At 46.9% G+C, this 18,237-nt stretch carries 15 protein-coding genes; 13 read left to right on the top strand and 2 right to left on the bottom strand.

The features are described from left to right. Positions 1 to 378: 378 nt before the first annotated feature. From MKY66_RS29950 to MKY66_RS29910, 9 genes are all read left to right on the top strand, one after another. Complete coding sequence (locus MKY66_RS29950) at positions 379 to 1,665, top strand: adenylosuccinate synthase (RefSeq protein WP_036671866.1); 1,287 nt, start codon at positions 379 to 381, stop codon at positions 1,663 to 1,665. Between the two features lie 220 nt (positions 1,666 to 1,885). Continuing rightward, entirely contained in the window at positions 1,886 to 2,653 is a 768-nt protein-coding gene (locus tag MKY66_RS29945; RefSeq protein ID WP_076216657.1) for a hypothetical protein, read from the top strand. Positions 2,654 to 2,950: 297 nt separating this feature from the next. Beyond that, positions 2,951 to 3,760: a class I SAM-dependent methyltransferase gene (locus MKY66_RS29940; RefSeq protein ID WP_256704361.1), complete on the top strand. Its 810-nt coding sequence runs from the start codon at positions 2,951 to 2,953 to the stop codon at positions 3,758 to 3,760. Between the two features lie 487 nt (positions 3,761 to 4,247). Beyond that, a complete protein-coding gene (locus MKY66_RS29935) occupies positions 4,248 to 5,780 on the top strand; it encodes a peptidoglycan DD-metalloendopeptidase family protein (protein ID WP_143760398.1) in 1,533 nt (510 codons plus the stop codon). A gap of 247 nt (positions 5,781 to 6,027) precedes the next feature. Continuing rightward, complete coding sequence (gene yycF, locus MKY66_RS29930) at positions 6,028 to 6,750, top strand: response regulator YycF (RefSeq protein WP_017691453.1); 723 nt, start codon at positions 6,028 to 6,030, stop codon at positions 6,748 to 6,750. Beyond that, the gene (walK, locus tag MKY66_RS29925; RefSeq protein WP_076216658.1) at positions 6,750 to 8,600 is read left to right on the top strand and encodes a cell wall metabolism sensor histidine kinase WalK; all 1,851 of its coding nucleotides are present in this window, start codon (positions 6,750 to 6,752) and stop codon (positions 8,598 to 8,600) included. Before yycF ends, walK begins: the two co-directional genes overlap by 1 nt. After that, the gene (gene yycH, locus MKY66_RS29920; RefSeq protein WP_076216659.1) at positions 8,584 to 9,864 is read left to right on the top strand and encodes a two-component system activity regulator YycH; all 1,281 of its coding nucleotides are present in this window, start codon (positions 8,584 to 8,586) and stop codon (positions 9,862 to 9,864) included. The genes walK and yycH overlap by 17 nt, the downstream gene beginning before the upstream one ends. Positions 9,865 to 10,267: 403 nt before the next feature. Beyond that, positions 10,268 to 11,011, top strand: a complete 744-nt coding sequence (gene yycI, locus MKY66_RS29915; protein WP_017691456.1) for a two-component system regulatory protein YycI — start codon at positions 10,268 to 10,270, stop codon at positions 11,009 to 11,011. 6 nt (positions 11,012 to 11,017) lie between these two features. Continuing rightward, the gene (locus MKY66_RS29910) at positions 11,018 to 11,824 is read left to right on the top strand and encodes an MBL fold metallo-hydrolase (RefSeq protein ID WP_036611902.1); all 807 of its coding nucleotides are present in this window, start codon (positions 11,018 to 11,020) and stop codon (positions 11,822 to 11,824) included. On the opposite strand, the gene MKY66_RS29905 is transcribed toward MKY66_RS29910, so the two are convergent. Continuing rightward, on the bottom strand, positions 11,793 to 12,005 hold the full coding sequence (locus tag MKY66_RS29905) for a hypothetical protein (RefSeq protein ID WP_076216660.1): 213 nt from the start codon (positions 12,003 to 12,005) through the stop codon (positions 11,793 to 11,795). The genes MKY66_RS29910 and MKY66_RS29905 overlap by 32 nt on opposite strands. Positions 12,006 to 12,720: 715 nt before the next feature. Between MKY66_RS29905 and MKY66_RS29900 the strand changes: the two genes are divergently transcribed. The 4 genes from MKY66_RS29900 (at position 12,721) to rlmH (ending at position 16,492) form a co-directional block, all read left to right on the top strand. Then, entirely contained in the window at positions 12,721 to 13,989 is a 1,269-nt protein-coding gene (locus tag MKY66_RS29900; RefSeq protein WP_076216661.1) for a trypsin-like peptidase domain-containing protein, read from the top strand. A 297-nt stretch (positions 13,990 to 14,286) separates the two neighbouring features. Next, positions 14,287 to 14,811: a hypothetical protein gene (locus MKY66_RS29895; protein ID WP_256704362.1), complete on the top strand. Its 525-nt coding sequence runs from the start codon at positions 14,287 to 14,289 to the stop codon at positions 14,809 to 14,811. Between the two features lie 348 nt (positions 14,812 to 15,159). Then, the gene (locus MKY66_RS29890) at positions 15,160 to 15,327 is read left to right on the top strand and encodes a CxxH/CxxC protein (protein WP_017691462.1); all 168 of its coding nucleotides are present in this window, start codon (positions 15,160 to 15,162) and stop codon (positions 15,325 to 15,327) included. 685 nt (positions 15,328 to 16,012) lie between these two features. Further along, positions 16,013 to 16,492, top strand: a complete 480-nt coding sequence (gene rlmH, locus MKY66_RS29885) for a 23S rRNA (pseudouridine(1915)-N(3))-methyltransferase RlmH (protein WP_017691463.1) — start codon at positions 16,013 to 16,015, stop codon at positions 16,490 to 16,492. A gap of 199 nt (positions 16,493 to 16,691) precedes the next feature. Here the strand turns inward: rlmH and MKY66_RS29880 are convergent, their stop codons facing one another. Further along, on the bottom strand, positions 16,692 to 17,996 hold the full coding sequence (locus MKY66_RS29880; RefSeq protein ID WP_017691464.1) for a hypothetical protein: 1,305 nt from the start codon (positions 17,994 to 17,996) through the stop codon (positions 16,692 to 16,694). Positions 17,997 to 18,237: the final 241 nt, after the last annotated feature.

The raw sequence follows: 18,237 nt of genomic DNA, 5'->3' as shown, positions 1-18,237 counted from the left end.
AACTGAACTCAAACAGGTCTTATAAATACCAGATATAGATTCACATTGAAATGGGTATCCTTGAACCGGTGATAGCAGTCAAGCAAGCTTAGACTGAAGTCTCCGGTTTTTTGTGTCGAAATAATGGGTAAATCCCGAACATTACAGTTGTACTATATCTAATTGTTCGCCATTTGATTTGACTTTGAAAAAGGGTACTGGTACACTAATACTGCTGCGTTAAAGCAGCGCAAACCTTCCCTTGAATGTAACGGAAGGACATTTTTACTGTCCGTTAGCACGCTTCTCAGTCGGTTTTTTGCGTAACACGCCTGCCGGGATAGAGGACGGACAGACCAATACAAAGGTGCGCAAGGCACCCACGGAGGAATGTTAACTATGTCAACGGTAGTTGTAGTGGGAACGCAATGGGGAGACGAAGGAAAAGGTAAAATTACGGATTATTTGGCGGAGAGCGCTGATGTGGTAGCTCGTTATCAAGGTGGTAACAATGCGGGTCATACAATTCTGATTGATAACAAAAAATATAAACTGACGATGATTCCATCAGGGATTTTCTACACGGATAAAGCGTGTGTGATTGGTAACGGAATGGTTATCAACCCGAAGGCACTCATCGAAGAAATTAACTATATTCATGACAATGATTTCACAACGAAAAACCTGTCCATCAGTGAGCGCGCACATATCATCCTGCCATATCACATGGTACTGGATGCACTGGAAGAAGAGAGCAAAGGTCCGAACAAAATTGGTACGACTGGCAAAGGAATTGGCCCATGTTATATGGACAAATCAGCCCGTATTGGTATTCGGATGGTTGACCTGCTGGATGCTGAAGACTTCGAACTGAAACTGCGTCATCTGGTCAAAGAAAAAAACCGTGTCATCGAGCAAGTCTATGGCGGCCAGCCTGTTGATGTGGAAGAGATTCTGCAAGATTACCTCGGATATGCCGAAATTCTGCGTCCTTACGTACGTGATACATCGGTTGTTCTGAACGAATATATTGATGAGGACAAAAAAGTATTGTTTGAAGGTGCACAAGGCGTTATGTTGGACCTTGATCAAGGAACTTATCCATTTGTTACATCATCCAATCCGTCCGCAGGTGGCGTATGTATCGGTTCTGGCGTAGGCCCGGCTCGTATTCAACAAGTCATTGGGGTAGCGAAAGCTTACACAACGCGTGTAGGAGATGGCCCATTCCCTACGGAATTGCATGATGCAATCGGCGACCAAATCCGTGAGACTGGACATGAGTACGGTACGGTAACTGGACGTCCACGTCGTGTAGGTTGGTTCGATAGTGTTGTTGTTCGCCACGCGCGTCGTGTCAGTGGAATTACAGGTCTGTCCCTGAACTCTCTGGACGTAATGACAGGTCTGGAAACCGTAAAAATCTGCACAGGATACAAATTCAGAGGCGAGGTCATCACACACTATCCGGCAAGCCTCAAAATGCTGGCAGAATGTGAAGCGGTATACGAAGAGATGCCAGGCTGGAGCGAAGATATTACTGGAGCGAAGAAACTTGAAGACCTGCCAGTGAACACACAGAATTATGTAAAACGTGTTTCCGAACTGACAGGCATTCCAATTGCCATCTTCTCCGTTGGACGTAACCGTGAGCAAACGAATCAAGTTCTTCCAATCTACGAGTAATCGAAGATAGAGAGATTGTTTCTTGAATTATAAAATAGAATCCTTTGCCGATTTAGGCATGTTAAGCCTCCAGTTGTTGCTTTTATAGCGATGACTGGAGGTTTTTTGTATGTTTTTCGGATATAATCCCGAGATTTCCGTCAATACTGGTTAACAGTAGAGTCACAGACCCCGACATGCGCATGTTAGACGGGTGGGATAATCGGAGGGAGAGAACGGAATGAAGTTGCTTGTGTGGTTTGTCAAAATCGTGCTAACCGTGTTGCTGGTCAGTTCACTGACACTGCTCACGACCGGATTAATTGTACAGTCATATGCGAAGTCGCTACTCGCAAGTTTCAATATTCAGTGGGAAGGCCAACCCTTGGGGTTAACCGCCATGTTCCAAGGTGCCTTGGGCGGTAAAACCAACGAGGGGAATAAATCGGGAAATGGGACGACAGACCAGCCGACAGGAGCGGACGAAGAGCAGGTTCCGGAAGACGCTGTTTCAGTTATGGGGAATAGGACAGAGAGTGGTCAATCTGGCGTAGATGCAGGCAACGATGCGTCCCAAGGGAGCGGCTCAAATGAGGGCACAGGGGAAGGTTCAGGTACAGATACGACCGTAGGATCGAACTCAGGCACAAGTGCAGGCAATGGGACGGATACCGGAACGGGTAATGACTCAGGAACAGATCAGGGTAGTGGTTCAGCTTCAGGCAATGGAACCGGAGCGGCCAGCGGCGGTGCTTCTTCAGGCAATGATGCCATTGTTGTATCACCGGATGACATTACAGGAGCGAAGGACAAGCTGCCAGCAGAGGAGAAAGAAAAAATCTTCAGCCTGCTCATGAACAAGCTGCCGCAGAAAGAAATGCAGCAGATCTCAGGCGCCATGGAAGGTGGCCTGACGGAACAGGAATTACGTGAGATTGAACAGGTGATCTCGAAGTACCTGACCAGTGAAGAGTACGACAACCTGATGGAAGTATTGCAAACGGAGTAAGATGATAGGCAGGCAGGGAAGACAGGCGTGCTCATAGACGTATCGCCTGATTCATAATGTAATGGACTTGTCGATGGTGATTGAATATAATCTATTTAAATAAATACTGGAAATTGTATAGCCTATTCAGGAGGGAACATCGTATGAAGTATAAAGGTAAAGAACACGACATATAAAAACGTTCAGGCAACATTGCAGAAACCTCCAGTTCAATTCGTGGACCTCCGTTCATAGGTGCTTTCAAGAGAACCGATGGACTTGTGTTTCCGAATATACTAATTGGAGGTTGTATTGAACATGAACTTATATCATTCTAATTCAGAACCATCAGTAAAAGAGTTTGCCGAGGCGGCGAAAGAGCGATACGAGCAAGGGCTGCAAGAGGCGGAGCAGCCGTTTAGTGGCTGGGATTTTAGCTATGTAACAGGGAGTGGGCGACTCCAGAGCGGAATATTGCCTTGGTCATATGGAACGATGGCGCGCCGATTATTGAATCAGACAGAACGAATGCTCGACATGGGGACTGGTGGAGGAGAAATGCTGTCCAGACTTCGCCCCCTTCCTCCATATACATGTGCGACCGAAGGTTATCTCCCCAATATACCGATTGCAGAGGCACGTTTACAGCCGCTCGGTGTGAAGGTGTTTCCGGTGATTGATGATTCGCATCTCCCTTTCTCAGAAGGGGAATTTGATCTGATTCTTAATCGGCATGAGTCGTATGATGAGCAGGAAGTTAGGCGGATTCTATCCGCAGGAGGACTGTTTCTGACTCAACAGGTAGGTTGGTCAGATTGCAGGGAGATCAATGATCGGCTCGGCATTCCTATGCCAGCCGATTACGCTGAATGGGAACTGGATCGTGCTGTTCTTCAGCTGGAACAGTGTGGATTCCGTATTCTGGAGCAACGGGAAGCAACTCCCGCGCAGCGTTTCTATGATATAGGCGCACTGGTATATTATCTAAAGACCATCCCGTGGCAAGTACCTGATTTCAAAGTTGAACATTTCCGTGAGCGGTTAATGGATATTCATATGGAGATGGAGCAAAATGGATTCTGGGAAGTACAGCAGAAGCGATTTGTAATTCTTGCAGCCAAAGAATAGCGACATAAAAGTTAATATCTATTGTGGCATGAGATGAAATCCAGTTTTAAGATAAACCACAAACAGGTTGTTTACGTAATCCCTTATCAGAGTTGATCTGGTGAGGGATTTTATTTGTATTTTTATGAAAAATAAAGCATATTTCACTGGGTCTTAGAACCTAGTCTTAATTTGTGGACAAAAGTACATAGTACAGCGGATGTTGAGGCATAATGGGTGATGGGCCAGCCGTACTATCTTATGGATAATTCAGGGAAACCAAGCGGGGCGTGGCTTTACGGTGTGACGTGTAGAGTTGAAATGAGTGTAAAACCTGTGTTAAAGTATACGGGTGTGATAAAAGGTTAAAATTTTGACACTTTTACGAGCGCAGCTAAAGTCCTGATTTTGCGGACACCCAATACAAGTATCAACGAGCATGGGACAGACACGATGGGTGATGTCTTGACAGAAATGCGAACTGAGAAGTGCTGAAAAGGAGAGAATCATGAAAGGTTTCAGAGGCATACGCCAACCGGGCAAAGACCGGGTACACGAACAATCCGGGGAACACCGGACGGCCGAAGACAAAAACAACATGAGCATGTCCACCTTCAGTGTGAATAAGAAGCGCGTTCTGGCCTCGCGCAAATGGATCATTACAGCAGCATGTGGTGTATTCATCGCAGCATCGCTCGGGTTCGCAGGCAAACAATATGTTACTGCAAACACCGTACCGTACTATAAAGTAATGGTTAAAGGTAGCGAGATTGGTACCATTGCAGATGAGGCACAATTACAACAACTATTTACAGACAAAACTGAGGAATATCAACATAAATATCCGGATGCAGAGATGGTGCTGAACACGGATGGCATCACAACCGAAACGGTAAGAGCGTACAAACCTGAAGTGAACAGTGACGAGACGCTAGACAAACTGGGTGACATGCTGACAGCCTACGCCAAAGGTGTGGAGCTCAAGGTAGATGGTGAAGTCATCGGCATTGTGAAGGATCAGGCAACAGCGGATGCAATCCTGGAACAAGTGCAGAGCAAATACATATCGGCATCGGCTGTGCGAAGTTCGCTTAAGACGAAGTCGGTATCGGCTAACTCCTCGAAGAAAGAGGAGGGACCAAGCACAACCCTGAAGTCGGTAGGCATCAAGGAAGATGTAGCGACAGATGTGGTGAAGGCTGATCCAAATAAAATATGGGATGTGTCCGAGGCGGTTAAAGCTTTAACCGTTGGTAAAGACGCGCCTGTAACTTATGTGGTTCGTGAAGGAGATACGATCTCTTCGATCGCTGCCAAGTATGAAATTACACAAAGCGAGATTCGCCAGCATAATCCGGGCATCAAGGAAACATCGCTTCAAATTGGAGACGAACTGACCCTGACCGTGCCTAAACCAGCAGTAACCGTTAAGTCGGTTGAGCAGGTTGTTGAACAGATTGAGATCAAACCGCAAGTGGAAGTGCGCAAAAGTGCCGATTTGAAAGCTGGTACAACTAAAGTCGTGCGTCCAGGACAAAGCGGGTTAAAAAGCATGCAGTACCGTATAACCAAAGAAAATGGTGAAGTGGTTCAGGAAGAGTGGCTTGGCCAGGAAGTGATCAAAGTCGCCGTAACCGAAGTAGTTCTTAGTGGAACAAAAGTTGTTGGTGAAGGCTCAGGTGAATTTGCTTGGCCGGTATCAAATGCAACGATGAGCAGCAGCTTCGGACAACGCTGGGGTCGCCAGCACAAAGGTGTCGATCTGGTAGGTAACCGCGATGTGAAAGCGTCTGATGAGGGTGTAATTACTTTTGCAGGACAGAAAAGCGGTTATGGTAATGTCATCATTATTAACCACCGTAACGGATACGAAACACTGTATGGACATTTGAACAGCATTGGCGTTAAGGTTGGACAAGTGGTTGAAAAAGGCGAGAGTATCGGCGTTATGGGCAACACGGGTCGTTCGACTGGAACACATCTGCATTTTGAAATTATTAAGAATGGAACGGTAGAAAATCCGTTAACGTATCTGAACTAATATAGAGCTTAAGTAGAGCAAGGTTGGCTATAATGCTGGCCTTGTTTTTTGCTGCTGTAAAAAATTTTCAGATGAAAGACCTTCCAAGCCCCTGATCGGGATGTGACGGTGCTTCAGGTATGTTAAACTAGAGAGTATAAACAACAAACTAGAGAAACAAATCAAGCAGGCTTGGTACAAGCTAAACATAGAAGAGAGATATAAACGCTAACGCGGATTAAGCAGGATATAGGGGTGAACTTAGCCGATGCAGGGGAAGATTTTGGTGGTGGACGATGAACAGCCCATCGCGGACATTCTGAAGTTTAATTTGGAAAAAGAGGGGTACGAGGTCATCTGTGCATTTGATGGCATTCGTGCGGTTGAACTGGCGTTATCCGAGAAACCGGATCTGATGCTGCTGGATCTGATGCTCCCGGGCAAGGACGGTATGGATGTCTGTCGTGAGGTGCGCGCTCATCTGGAGATGCCAATCATCATGCTTACCGCCAAAGATGGCGAGATCGACAAGGTGCTCGGACTGGAATTGGGTGCGGATGATTACGTGACGAAGCCGTTTAGCACACGTGAGTTGCTTGCACGGGTGAAGGCACAGATGCGCAGACGGCAAAAACTTGCGATTACGGCAGAAGCGCATGAAGACGAAGAGAAGCAGGTCATGCGGCTGTTTGATCTGGCTTTTGATATGGACATGTATACGGCTTACAAAGGCGGGGAACCACTCGATCTGACCCACCGTGAATACGAACTTCTCTATTATATGGCGAAGCATTCCGGCAAGGTTATGACACGGGAACATCTGCTGCAAGCGGTATGGGGATATGAATATTTCGGCGATGTACGCACCGTGGATGTTACGATTCGTCGTCTGCGTGAGAAGATTGAGGAGAATCCAAGCAAACCGGAAACGATTCTGACACGCCGCGGGCTCGGTTATCTCGTGCGCAGTGCCAAAAGCGTGGGGATATAATGGGCCGATTCGCGCGATTCTCGTTCTTTCGAACGATTCAGGCGAAATTGATCATTATCTATGTACTGCTGATTCTGATTGCGATGCAATTGATCGGGGTTTATTTTGTGAGCGCGATGAAGAACTCACTAACGAGCAACTTTACGGAAGACTTGCAGGCGCGTGCGGAAATGCTGTCGGTTCTCGTGGGGGAGACGATGGCGGGTGGAGAAGCAGAGGCCGGCGAGGACAAAACGGAAAATCTGCGTGTGCTGGTGAACAACCTGTTCAACATTAACGGTGCCGAGATTCAGGTGCTGGATGCCAGCGGCAAGGTACTCACGACCTCGCTAAGTTCACATTCGGATTATGTGGGGCGAAAAAACACCCAGACCGTCGTCAGCCGTGCGCTGCAAGGCATTCGGGATAATGAGGAATATATCGTGGACGAGGATAATGTTCGCAAAAAGGTCGTCGCCAAGCCAGTACTGTCCGGCGGCAAGATCATTGGCGCGGTCTACATCGCGGCATCCATGAACGAGCTGTATTCCACGATGGAGGGAATCAACAAAATTTTTATCTCCGGAATTCTGATTGCCTTGGTGTTAACGGCGGTGCTTGGCGTGATCCTGTCCCATACGATAACGCAGCCGATTAAGGAAGTGACGCGGAGAGCGACAGCGGTCGCAGAAGGTAACTTCGATCAGCAGACACCTGTATTTGGCACGGATGAGATTGGTCAGCTCAGTCGGGCTTTTAACTATATGACCAGCAGGCTTCGGGATGCACTTTCATTGAATGAAGAGGAGAAGGAGAAGTTGACTTCCATTCTGACGAATATGAGTGATGGTGTGGTGGCTACGGATGAGTATGGTAAAGTCATTCTCGTAAACCGTCGTGCCAGCAGCATTCTGGGTATGCATCCTGCAGATATTGAAGGAAGACATTTTGCCATATTACTCGGCATTGATCCGGAGGATGCGGAAGCTCTCGCCAGTGGTTTTACAGGTTCAACGTTGCTACAGATTGCACCCGCAGGACAAGAAGAGCCCGTGGTCATTCGAATGACGTTCACACCGGTTCATCGGCGTGAACGGGGGATCACGGGAACGATTGCCGTACTTCAGGATGTTACCGAGCAGGAAGAGCTTGAGGCATCCCGGCGTGAATTCGTGGCCAATGTATCCCATGAACTGCGTACACCACTGACTACGATCAAGAGTTACGCGGAAGCACTGGATGACGGTGCACTGGAAGATCCGCAGCTTGCCGGTCGTTTCGTGGGTGTTATTCAGAACGAGACGGAGCGAATGATACGACTGGTTACGGATCTGCTGCATTTATCGCGGCTTGATTCCAAAGAGGCTTTGCTACGGAAACAGCCAACAGACATCCTGGAAATGCTGGAGGAAGTGACGGATCGATTCTCATTCCAGATGCATCAGAAGGATATTCAGCCTGTATTATCTGTGGAGAATGATATTCCAGCTGTTCCACTGGATCGGGACCAGATTGATCAGGTGCTGGATAATGTCGTGTCCAATGCGCTGAAATATACATTGGAAGGCGGCACCATTACGATTGCAGCTAGACGCAGTGATGAACATACACTTGCCATCTCGGTATCGGATACCGGAATGGGTATCCCACAGCGCGATTTGGATCGCATTTTTGAGCGGTTTTATCGGGTGGACAAGGCTCGTTCCCGCAGTATGGGAGGCACAGGGCTAGGACTGTCCATTGCCCGGGAAATTGTGAAGGCACATGATGGAAGCATCTCTCTGGAGTCTGAGGTAGATGTGGGAACGACAGTAACGTTCACACTGCCGATGCGTGAGAAAGGGGGTGAGCACCGTGAAGGAACGGATTAAATCCTTGGTGCTTGCTGCCCTTGTTGTAGCCAGTCTGGTTCAGAGTTATTTTCTGATCTACCGTTTGCCCGGAGGCGGAGATTCCATTGTGACGTCAGAGACGAACTATGTGAAGACGGAAAATATGGGTCAGGAACGTAATATTGAAGAATTGATCTTCCCCGATCAGATGGTTATTCATCTGGGTGAGGATAAACATACGGTGTTTTACCCTGGCAATACGTTCTATCAGTTGATCTATTCAAGGTTACAGGGGCGTGCGTTCGATGATTTTCAGCGCCGCAGTGTGCAATCGGTGAACTGGGATCAGATTCGCAAGGAGAACCCTGGGTTTGAGCTATCGTTCAAAGAAGGTATTCCCGTAGCATTGTTACAGCGGGTGATGAGGCTTGGGACGGATTCCTTGTTCCAAGGGGAGACCATTAACCGAATCTCGATCTATACGTCCAAAAATGAAACGAAGGCCCATGCGCTGTTCTTCAGCGCCAAGGGAGACGTGGTATACGAAGCAACGCAGGCAGACCTGACAGTGCAAGACGTGCAGCAGCATGTTGATTTTGGTACGAACTGGACGCCATATACCTTGATGGATGGCGGGTATTATATCCCGGCGGAAGCTCTGGAGACGATTGAGGCGGATGTGCCAACAGGTCAGTTCACTGTTGAGCAGATGCAGCGCAGTCTGTTTTTTGATCCAAGCATGACCCGGAACATCCGGGAAAAAGATGGATCGGAGATCTATACGGATAGTAAGCGTAGTCTGCAGGTAAAACAGGAACAGCGCTGGATCAGTTACACTGATCCGGCGGCACCGCCTGCGGGACAGATTGATCCCGCGAAGGATGCGCTGTCTGCGGTTGATTTTGTAAATCAGCATGGTGGCTGGAAAGGCCGTTCGCGCATGATGCTGGAGACCGCCGACAGCAAGACGCGGCTTGAATTCCAGCAGTATTACGGCAGCTATCCAATTATGGATTCCATGCAGTTCCGCTTTGGGACGATCAGCATGGAGATGCAGCAGGAGACGGTATCCAGTTATGAACGATCGCTGGAATACCTGAACGAAGGTGCAGAGACGAAGAAATCGGTCAAATTGCCTGGCGGAGACAAGCTGAAGGCTCTTATTAAAAAGGTCGCAGGTGAGAATCGCCAGGTTGTGGACGTGTACCCGGCTTATCGTCCTTCTTCGATTGAGGACGGACTAAAGCTGATTCCGGTATGGGTGATCCGATTCGGAAATGGTGAGGAAACTACCGTATCTTGATAGGTTATAGTCTTTGAACCAAAGAGTAGCTGTATTTTATTATTACGCGTACAGAATAACCTTTTGGTCTAAAGATGTGAACTGCCTAAGGGGGATGATAGGTTCCTTGGGCAGCAGGCTAATGGCTAAGGAATCTGGCACGCCTTAAATGCCGAATTAGCCTAGAATGCAAAATCTAACGAACCTCAGCGACGTTATTCCGGCAGAAAACGAGTGAAAACCGATGGAACGGGCTACAAATGTTAGAAATAACTTCTCTCAGATTCGTTAGATTACAAACTTGCGGAAAATGGAGCATATAAGGCGCGTGGAGTTCGTTAGCGAGCAGCGCTAACGTGGATAGAGATCAATTTCCCAAGAGTGTTTGAAAGTATTTTAGCCAGCTAAGTTAGGGGGGAATGTTTTGGATTGGGGACGGGCGAAAAATGTGTTGATCTATGCCTTTTTGCTGCTCAATCTGGTGCTGGGATACCAGATCTGGATGGATGCGCGAGAGACGGCCGGAGCCAATCTGGACTTCACCTCACTGGCAGATAATACACAGCAGGCTATGGAGGAGAAGGGCATCCAGGTGCTGGCTCCGATTCCGAATGAAACGCCGAAGCTGCCAAAGTTGTCCTATGAGTTCATTGAAGAGGACAAGGCTGGCGTGGATATGGAACTGGAACAGCCTGTAGATAGCAAGTTGATCTTCTCGCAGAGTGAACTGGAAGATGCATTGCAGCGTGAGATTCCACAGATTGGGACATACCGGCTGGATCAGCTGATGGCCGAGGATGGGGCTTTTGTGCTTCACCCACTGGTGGATGGCAAATGGCCGCTCTTCAATGTGAGTCTGGAGCTATTCTACAGCGACCAGAAAATAACGGGTTACCGTCAAACTCCAGTGCGGATTACAACCGCAGAGGAGAGCGATCAGCAGGTGCTTCCGGCGTCGAAGGCGCTGGGAACGCTGATCGAGAACTTTTTGCCAAATGATGCAATTGTCAAAGATATTCAGCTAGGCTATTACGGCCAGTTGTTCAATTCAGATATACAGGTAGCGATGCCGGCATGGCGGTTCGTGCTGGAAAGTGGCGAAGTGTTGTACGTGCAGGGCATCAGTGGGGATGTATTCAGTCCCAAGACAGACAAACCAGGGGAGTAATGCGTTATGGGGATATATTTTACCGTGTTATCCAGCGGTTCGACAGGTAATGCCACAGTCATACAGCATGGGGGCACCTCTCTCATGATTGACGCGGGTCTTAGTGCGAAGCGATTGGATGCACTGTTTCAGGAAAGGGAGATTTCTGGGGCAGAATTGGACGGGATTCTGGTTACACATGAACATTCCGATCACATTAAAGGACTAGGCGCGATGTCTCGGAAATATAATTTACCAATCTACGCGAATCTCAATACGTGGGCGGCACTGGAGAAGTCGGTTGGGGCGATTCCAGAGGAAAACCGGAGGGTATTTGAGACGGGTGAAAAGCATGATTTTGGGTCACTGCGCGTGGAATCCTTCGGGATCTCACATGATGCAGCTGAGCCGGTAGGGTACACATTCGATGATGGCACGGAGAAGCTATCTGTTGCAACGGATCTCGGGTACATGAGCGACAAGGTTCGCGAAGCGATTTCCGATTCTGACGTGCTGGTGCTGGAGGCGAATCATGATGTCGAATTGTTGCGTATGGGGCGTTATCCATGGAACACCAAGCGCCGGATTTTGAGCGACATTGGGCATTTGTCGAACGAAGCGGCAGGGGCAGCGCTTAGTGAACTGATGAACGGACGCATCAAGCGCACGTATCTGGCACATCTTAGCCGAGATCATAATATGATGGACTTGGCGAAAATGTCGGTGCGCGACGCAATGGAGAGCCGTGGATGCTTTTATCGGGATCATGAGTTCAAACTCTGTGATACGTATTACGACCGTCCTACGCCATGGGATAGGGTGGGTGAGCCATAAAGCTGTCCAGTTCGGCGGCTTTGCGCTCGACTTCCTCGCGGGTTAGGATGCCTTTATCGATAAGCAGTTCAATGATGGTACTGAGTGCAAGGGTGTTGCGATAGTGTTCTTCCTTGAGATCGGCCAGCTTGGCCGCCATATGAACTTCATCCATGGCTGTGAGTGTACGCGAGCGATCCATATATATCCTCCTCTATGAAGCTTCGAATTGTCTTTTACTATTATTGTAGTCAGGCTTGATGGAAAACATTCCTCTTTTTGCCGCTAACATTTGTGTGATGAGACGTGTATGCTGAACCTGTGACTATGCAGGGGTGAAAAAGTTCTTCAAATTTGCAAAAATGGCGCTTAGCGGACCGGATTTTGTGGTGATAGATACTATGGACCTTTATTGTTAAGCGCGTTATAGCGGAAATTTGCTTTAATTTTCGTAAATATGCAACTTTTTGTGATTTGACGTGTTTAGTATATGAGGAGCATTGTGATTTTGGCTGTTTTGCGTGTGAAATGGCATGTCATAGAATGCGAGAGCATGATTGATAGAGTCACTGACAGAATGGCGTGTCCGTTCTGTTGTACATAGACGCTGTATCTTGATTTGATGCGGGGATGCGGCGATATGCAAGACCATTTTATAAAAATGCAAAAAAGCATGGGAAACCGTTGGAGTCTTCACGTAACGAAGACGACAGAAGAAACCTGAAGAAACAGAGTGTTCGCCTTTAGGAACAAATTTTTACCTTGGAAGAGGGGATCAAAAAAATTTGTGAGTAACAGCGATCGGAAGGTTCGTCTGTTGGCGGAGTGGTGTATGTGAGAACTCCATCGTTGAACATGCGACAACTTAGGCGGCAGTCAGGGTCTTGATGCGTGACAACGAAGGGGAGAGGATCACGATGGGATTGTTTGGAGACGATTTTTATTCAACCAAAGTATCAAGACGCGCCGAACCTGAACAGAAAGGCAAACTTCAGATCATCCGCCCTGGAGGCAGAGCACGTGGACGTGACCGCTGGAGCAATCCACGCAGATCGCGTACGGGAATCAGTTCCACTGTGAAGGTAGCTGTGATTAGCTCGGTGATCAGCTCCATCGTGACCGTCCTGCTGTTTAGCTTCATCACACAGCCCGCTTCGTTACCGCTGGCTAATGCTACGGGTAATGGTGGTGGAGGCGGTGCACAGACAGCTGATCCATACGATCGGATTATCCAGGCAGCAGCCCACGTTCGTCCTTCTGTGGTGAGCATTGTGAACCATAAAACGGGTAGCAGTCTGTCGATGGAAGATTCGGCGCTGGGCTCAGGGGTCATTTTCAAAAAGGAAGATGGCAAGGCCTACATCATGACCAACCACCACGTCGTGGAGGGTGCAAGTGATCTGGAGATTGTGACCGTAGATGGGGAGACACACAAAGCGAAGCTGGTCGGTAAAGACCGTGTAAGTGACATTGCTGTACTATCCGCAGAAGATAAAGGGCTGGGTGCAGTCGCGGAGATCGGTGATTCCAGCAAACTTCAGCGCGGTCAAACGGTGCTGGCGATCGGGAACCCACTTGGTCTGGGCGGTACGCTGACATCCGGTATAGTCAGTTACACGGATCGTATTCTGCCTGTATCAATTAATCAGGACGGAGTATACGACTGGGAGCAAAACGTGATCCAGACGGATGCGGCCATTAACGAAGGCAATAGCGGCGGTGCGTTAGTCGATCTTAATGGTAAAGTGGTCGGCATTAACACGATGAAGATCTCGGATACGGGCGTTGAAGGTCTCGGCTTCGCGATTCCGATGAATGAAGTGATGAGAACGGTCGATTCTCTGCTACTGAACGGCAAAGTATCTCGTCCATACCTGGGCGTGTACACGGTCGATCTGAGCAACCCTTATGCCCCACTGGATGACGAGCAGCGCAAGGATCTGAAGCTGCCATCTCATGTGGACAGCGGTGTGGTTGTGTTGGAAGCATCCGGTCCGGCATCTGATGCGGGCATGAAGCTGAATGATGTCATTACGGAATTTGACGGGCAAAAAATTACCTCCACGCTGGATCTGCGGAAATATCTGTACGATGAGAAGAAGATTGGGGATACGATTGAAGTGACCTTCTACCGGGATGGCAAAGCTGAGAAGGTATCAGTGAAGCTGACGGATAAACCGGAGTAAGGGAAGATCAACGAGCGAGCCCATAATGTTGCGTGGATTGAAATAGGGAATGCTAGAAGAGTGATCAGATTAACTGACCACTCTTTTTTAGTTGTTATGGGTGGACGTGCTCGTTCGACAGTAAATGAGTAGATCAACCATTTTATATTCTCATGATCAGTTAGACCCGGAGCCAAAGGAGCAGATACATAAGACTAGGGCTGTGGTAAACTGATGTCAATATGTTGGAGACGGTCGCTGATGCAATAACATCTGTTTGTCGATCTGATTTTATTTCAGAATGGAAGGGGTATTTTGATGAAACATTTGAAGAAAAAGATGCTTGGGGGAACGAGTTTGGCTCTGTCCCTATTTATGTTGTCCGCCTGTGGGTCTGAGGTAGCTACGACAGGAGCATCTGTAGATACGAGTGCTCTGCAAGAGAAGATTGCAGGGCTTGAGAAGAAACTGGTGGAGCAGGGAGCCAAGAGCGTTGAGCAGGAGCAAAAGATCGCAGCACTTGAGACCAAGTTGAATGAGTTGAGTACAAATGTGATTGCGGTAGGTGAGGCTGGTGGCCAAACGCCTGTAACATCGGGAAACAACGGATCGGCGGGGAAAGGCGATGGGGTGCTGATTACCTTTGCCCAGTATGAGAAGCTTGAGGTTGGCATGTCGGTGGGAGATGTCATCGAGATCCTCGGCGGCGAAGGTGAAGCGCTGAGTGAAGCGGAGAATATGGTGGTGTACAACTATAAAGGCACAGCCGGCAACGGTGCTAATGCTGTTATTGCTTTTCAAGGCGGGAAGCTGTTGACGAAGGCGCAGTCAGGATTGAATTAAAAGAGTATGGGTTAGAGGCTATTCCTAGAATGGAATGGAACAGAATAGGGGAATACGTAAATCTGTTTTCGCAATTCAGGTGTAGGCGCAGGATTCATTCGCTATGTGAAGTGATTGTTGCTGTTACAGGAGCATTCTTTTCGTGGTACCGTGGAGGTATCGGGAAGAATGCTTTTTGTGTTCTTTTACGGCGAATGGAGAGGTTTGGTGGAGGTTGGGCACGATAAATTAGGGCTGGGGGTTTCTTTTCGGTGGCAGGTGTGATAGAACTGAGAAGTGGCTATCCTGTAATGGGATAAGCGGTTGTGAATCGGGAACATAGCTGGTTACAGAAAGGATGCTTAACGGATGTACGTTGTATGCAAAGAACACGTGGACATTGCCATTGACATGTTTGTCGATGAGTATGAGGACGCTCCAGATATCGTTGATCTGAAGGAGACGGAATTTGCCGACTGGGACCCGCCTGCGAAATGCGCCGAGTGCGAACAGCATGCGGAATTTCTCGTCGTTTAGCGTACTGTAGGACTTAGATGGCCGGAGGCGTGACTTAAGGTGGCGCTTCGGGCTGACTTTCCATCCGGTATGAACATCACAGCAAGAAGCCAAGGAGAGCGTGATGAGCGCTCTTTTTGGCTTTGTGTGGGGAATTGGTGTGGTTAGTAGGTAGCGTGGAACTGGGGCGAGGGTCGTAGGGGCTGACGGGGGAGTAGGCGAGAGTAAGAGAAGATTAAGGTAGGTAGATGCCGAGTTCCGAGTTGGGAGTGAGCTAGGTTGTAGCAGGGGTGCGAGGTGTGTAGGTAATAGAAAACGAAGCCCGAGCCCGAGCATGGGAGAAAAGTGACGTTGGGTAACAGCGACGTGGGTAGGGATGGAGGCTTGGCTGGCCAAGTTGCTATAACGAACCGGAGACGTCTTATTTGGGGCAAACACCGCCTGGTTGAAATCTAACGAATCGTAGACACGTTACATTACTGAAAAGGCCTCGAAAGAGGTGGGGAAAGCTCGTTTTGACTGAGATAGCGTGTTTCAGATTCGTTAGATTTTAAAGGAGCCGAAATAGGGCTCAATAAGGTGAGTGGGATTCGTTAGAATTTGGAGAAATGTGTAGTATAGGTATAATACAGTTGGAATGAACGATGCGATGAAGCATCTTACCTATAGAATATCTTGCAAGAGAATTTAGGAGGAATGGATTGTTATGTTTATTCAGATTATTGGCGTAGGCAAATTGAAGGAAAAGTATCTCACGCTGGGCATTCAGGAATATGCCAAGCGGCTCGCCCCGTACATCAAGTTTCAGATGATCGAGGTCGCAGACGAAAAGGCGCCCGATACACTGAGCGAAGCTGAGGTTCGGGCGGTAAAAGAGCGCGAGGGCGAACGCATCCTCGCGCATGTGAAGAGCGAGGCGCATGTTGTCGCGCTCGCATTGGATGGCCAGCTCTGGAGTTCCGAGGAGCTGGCATTGGAGATCGACAAGCTCGGCACGTATGGGACGAGCCATGTCGTGTTTGTCATCGGAGGAAGCCATGGGCTCTCCGATGAGGTGTTGCGCCGCGCGAAGCAGCGCTTGAGCTTCGGGCGCATGACCCTGCCGCATCAGTTAATGCGGCTGGTGCTGGTGGAGCAGATTTATCGTGCGGTGAAGATAAATCGGGGGGAACCGTACCACAAGTGATGGTAAAGGAAAAGTTTGAGATGACTATACCTTTTCGAATTGTATTACAATGGAAAGGTATATAGTGTTGCTTCCTCTTATAATATGAAAATATTTGAAAAAATTGTCCAAATAATTAGCTGGACTGTTTGGTTATATAAATCTTGTTACATTTCTTTTTAAAGCAACATCCGTCTAACAAACGGGTGTTACTTTTAGTTTATATTTTCTGCAATCGAACATTTATCGCCTTCCATGACTGAGTATTTTTCTTTTTATCAAACGAGCGTATACTATCAAATACTACAGTATCATTCTCCTTTATACTGGAAGGTAATTCTGATTTATAACAAAAAATAGCTTCGCTGTTCGGTAAATATATAAAACAAAAAGGCTTTTCATTTTTGCCAATCCGTACATTACCAATAAGATCTATTTTTTTAGGATTAGTAGGAATAGTATTATTTACAATTGAATTGCTACTAGAAGTAGAATTCCATACCTCTCTACATAATTTTAAAGCCTCGAATAGGCTCTTGGGCTTACTATCATTACCTATTTCCTTATTGAGGTCATTTATCTGAGAAAGTAATTCTTCTGTGATTTTCCATTCCTGTTTTTCTCTAACATAGAGAGTTAAATATAAATGATTTCTGGAATTTTCAAGGTTGTTGTTTTCTTTGGAAAGGGTACTTATGTCTAGAAAAAGTGTCACCATAGATTCAATTCTAGGGTTACTTGCAGCAGCTTGATACATTAATAACAATGCATTAGTTGAATTACCTGTATTTTTAAGTACTTTTGCATATTCATGTAATAGCCACCAATCGGTTTTGGGATGCTTACACAAATTGCTATAGATTATTTCTGCTTTATCATATTCTCCAATAAGATAGTAGGTTAGTGCTTCAAGTCTAATGAAGAATTTTTGTTGCCCACGTGGAATTTCCGGTAAAAGTAAATTTATTAATTCTATAGCTTGAGAATACTGACTTAATTTGATTAGTGCATTAATTTTATAGTTATACCAAAGTGTATAATAGCTCCAACCTTCTCGCTTATTCTCTAGTATTGGATTTTTACTTAATAATGAGGGGTCAACTTTAGATACCCATTCATTAATAATATCCCATTTGTTTGTTTTTTTTGCGAATTTCAATGTAGAAAAAACCACTTTCCTTAAAGCAATATCCTCAGGTTGTAAGCTTAAAATTTTAGTAGCCACTTGTAACACGTTATCTAAAGGCTCTTTTTCTCCGAACTGCTCTAGTTTGCCCTCTATATATGTCCAAATGATTTCAATTTTACACCAATTGAAATCTTTATATTTTAATAAAAGTTCATCCGCTAGAGGTAAAGCTTCATCAAATAACTTTAATTTTCTAAGACAGTGTAGAAAACCCGCGCCATCAAATTTGTCAGAGCTTTCTCCCCATAAGGTTCTATAGATATGAAGCGCATCTATTAAATTGCCCGATTTACGAAAATTATTTGCCTGTTGTTTAAGTTCACTCGTAGTAGTCATGTTTACTTAGCTCCAGTTCGAGTACTCAGTATTTTGGTTAATCTTGAAGCGCTATGACGACATTAATTATTTTGTTCTCTACAGACTTTTGGATTACAGCCAACTTTGAGTTTGAAACTGCGGCACCTAAACTATCTTGAACTCAATTAGTCAATTACAGTTTTTTTGTTTATGTATGGAAATATAGGCAGTTCGATTACATATCCACATATATCCAGTCTATCATAGATTGATAGTACTA

Source organism: Paenibacillus sp. FSL R5-0766 (genome assembly GCF_037971845.1).
Lineage (GTDB): Bacteria > Bacillota > Bacilli > Paenibacillales > Paenibacillaceae > Paenibacillus.
The sequence above is the reverse complement of the archived record's forward strand: the minus strand, read 5'-3'. Positions and strand labels throughout refer to the sequence as shown.

What these genes read in the sequence shown, in the direction of transcription:
- yycF (WP_017691453.1), top strand. Translation starts at nt 6,028, where the DNA reads ATGCAGGGGAAGATTTTGGTGGTGGACGATGAACAGCCCATCGCGGAC.
- walK (WP_076216658.1), top strand. Translation starts at nt 6,750, where the DNA reads ATGGGCCGATTCGCGCGATTCTCGTTCTTTCGAACGATTCAGGCGAAA.
- MKY66_RS29895 (WP_256704362.1), top strand. Translation starts at nt 14,287, where the DNA reads ATGAAACATTTGAAGAAAAAGATGCTTGGGGGAACGAGTTTGGCTCTG.
- MKY66_RS29945 (WP_076216657.1), top strand. Translation starts at nt 1,886, where the DNA reads ATGAAGTTGCTTGTGTGGTTTGTCAAAATCGTGCTAACCGTGTTGCTG.
- MKY66_RS29900 (WP_076216661.1), top strand. Translation starts at nt 12,721, where the DNA reads ATGGGATTGTTTGGAGACGATTTTTATTCAACCAAAGTATCAAGACGC.
- MKY66_RS29950 (WP_036671866.1), top strand. Translation starts at nt 379, where the DNA reads ATGTCAACGGTAGTTGTAGTGGGAACGCAATGGGGAGACGAAGGAAAA.
- MKY66_RS29935 (WP_143760398.1), top strand. Translation starts at nt 4,248, where the DNA reads ATGAAAGGTTTCAGAGGCATACGCCAACCGGGCAAAGACCGGGTACAC.
- MKY66_RS29905 (WP_076216660.1), bottom strand. Translation starts at nt 12,005, where the DNA reads ATGGATCGCTCGCGTACACTCACAGCCATGGATGAAGTTCATATGGCG.
- MKY66_RS29890 (WP_017691462.1), top strand. Translation starts at nt 15,160, where the DNA reads ATGTACGTTGTATGCAAAGAACACGTGGACATTGCCATTGACATGTTT.
- MKY66_RS29940 (WP_256704361.1), top strand. Translation starts at nt 2,951, where the DNA reads ATGAACTTATATCATTCTAATTCAGAACCATCAGTAAAAGAGTTTGCC.
- MKY66_RS29880 (WP_017691464.1), bottom strand. Translation starts at nt 17,996, where the DNA reads ATGACTACTACGAGTGAACTTAAACAACAGGCAAATAATTTTCGTAAA.
- rlmH (WP_017691463.1), top strand. Translation starts at nt 16,013, where the DNA reads ATGTTTATTCAGATTATTGGCGTAGGCAAATTGAAGGAAAAGTATCTC.
- MKY66_RS29910 (WP_036611902.1), top strand. Translation starts at nt 11,018, where the DNA reads ATGGGGATATATTTTACCGTGTTATCCAGCGGTTCGACAGGTAATGCC.